This window comes from Psychrobacter sp. NZS113 (genome assembly GCF_015864825.1).
GTDB lineage: Bacteria > Pseudomonadota > Gammaproteobacteria > Pseudomonadales > Moraxellaceae > Psychrobacter.
Map to the genome: position 1 here is coordinate 1 of NZ_JADYWL010000018.1, position 1,325 is coordinate 1,325.

1 protein-coding gene is annotated in these 1,325 nt (G+C 48.6%); it reads right to left on the reverse strand.

All coding sequences use genetic code 11. The features are described from left to right. Nucleotides 1-1,325: Na+/H+ antiporter NhaC family protein (locus I6E61_RS13950; RefSeq protein WP_197135297.1), on the reverse strand; the 1,325-nt coding region annotated here is incomplete at both ends.

Consider the following 1,325-nt stretch of genomic DNA (forward strand, 5'->3'; position numbering starts at 1 on the left):
GTAAAGCCAAAGAGCAGCGTCAATAGCAAAGACAAATAACAGAAGAACGCATAAGGCAAATAATCCAACACCGGCACCCCTAACGCCTGACTGATAAACACCCCGCACACACTCCAAGGCACCAGTGGATTAATGACCGTCCCCGCATCCTCAATCGTACGCGACAGATTCTTTGGATGTAAATTCAAGCGCTCAAACGTCGAACGAAAAGCCGTCCCTGACAATAAAATACTCAAATACTGCTCACCGATCAGCACATTAATACTCAGTGCCGACATCGCTGCCGCAAAGATTGCCCGTCCTGACGTCGTCAACGTGTCCTTGATACCAGATAGCAATGCTGGTAACACACCCAATGCCGTGAGCAACCCGCCGAGACTCAGTGCCAATATCACAATCGCTTGCGTAAAAAACATACTTTGTACACCGCCACGCGATAGCATGCCCCCTACTTCACCCAGCTCTAACGACTCAGCCGGTGCATACCCTGCAAACAGATATCCACCTAATTGTCCAAAGCTTGGGCTGCTATGTATATAAGTAATGATAAGCGCCACCGCAATGGTACAGATAATCGTATAGATGGCATTGACTCGAAAGACCGCCAGTCCGACCAACACAACAAACGGCAATACCGCATAGTTCTGTACCAAGCCGCTATCAATCAGTTGTCCTTGTAAGACAGTCACCTGACTAAGATCAGACCCGGCTGTCTGACCTGAGAACATCCAAAACAAGATAACCGTGAGTATCCAAGCAGGCACCGTCGTGTACATCATGTTGCGAATATGCTCAAACAGATCAATACCGACTACAGATGAGGCGATGGTACAGGTATCAGACAAGGGCGACATCTTATCGCCAAAGAACGCCCCTGAGACAACTGCTCCTGCCGCTATCGCTACATTGGCATCAAAGGCATTACTCATGCCAATAAACGCCACACCCAAGGTCGCAGCGGTAGTCAGACTACTACCCAGTGCAATACCAATAATGGAAGTCAATACAAAGGCGGAGATGTAATAATACTCTGGGGAGATGAGCTGAAAGCCGAAGTACATGAGGGTGGGTATGGCACCTGACATCATAAGAGCGGCGACCATCAAACCAATAAAGAAGAAGAGGTAGATGGCACCGATACCACGCATGATACCTGAGGCCATTTGTGCTTGCATGTCATCAAAGCTCAGTCCTTTAAAGGCACCAATGCCTAGCAAAACACAGATAGCAAGTATCAAGGAGAGATGCGGCACCCAGCCAAAGCCGATCATGGTGATACCCATGATGGCGATGACGATGGCTGATATGATGAAGGCTTGCTGAGG